Consider the following 810-nt stretch of genomic DNA (forward strand, 5'->3'; position numbering starts at 1 on the left):
GCCGTTTTGCCGTTTTGCCGCTTTGCCGCTTTGCCGGTCAAGAGAAGACCCGTAGGGCGGCCCGCATGGATGCGGGCCGTGCGCAAGCAGGCCATGGATGGCCTGTCTGGAGCATCCCTGCGTCGGCATCGATCGTGCGGGCTTGTGCCTTTGCAAGGAAGGCCTTTTCTTTGGTTAGCTTTCTTTTGGGCCAGCAAAAGAAAGTAACCCGGCCGCGTCAGCGGACGGAAGCTCTGCACTTGCTTGAGGGGGGGCGCCGGAGGCCAAGAGAACGTGGTCGCGACTTGCGTCGCTCCTACCCTTGAAGCTGCGACGAAGACGCCTCAATCTCGCGCCGATGCCAGCCGTAACCCGTTTGGGTAGGAGCGGCGCAAGCCGCGACATCGTTGCGACGGTCTTGCGGGGCATCTATCAAGCAAGATCAAGATCAGGATCAAACGCCAAAAGCTTCCGCCACTAAAGCGGCGGGTTACTTTCTTTTGTCTAAAGCAACAAAAGAAAGATAACCAAAAGAAAAATGCTTTTCTTTGAATCAAAGGCCGGCACGAACGATGCATACGCAGAGCTTTTTCATACGGGACATCCCTGTCCCGATGAAAAACGGCGCGCATCCCTGCGCGCCGCCCTTCGGGTCTTCGATTGCCTTCGCGAGTGCGAGCCGACGCACAGCAACAGCAAAATATTTGGGGCTGTCCTAGATAAGGATTCGATCTAGGATGCGAAATGGCGATAAGTCGTTGTCGGATAAGAAAAAAAGACCAACTTAGGCTGGTCGAGCTGTTCGTGGCCCAAGCGACAGCTCGTACCGCC

This window comes from Lysobacter sp. CA196 (assembly GCF_052078695.1).
In the GTDB taxonomy this organism is placed as follows: domain Bacteria; phylum Pseudomonadota; class Gammaproteobacteria; order Xanthomonadales; family Xanthomonadaceae; genus Lysobacter.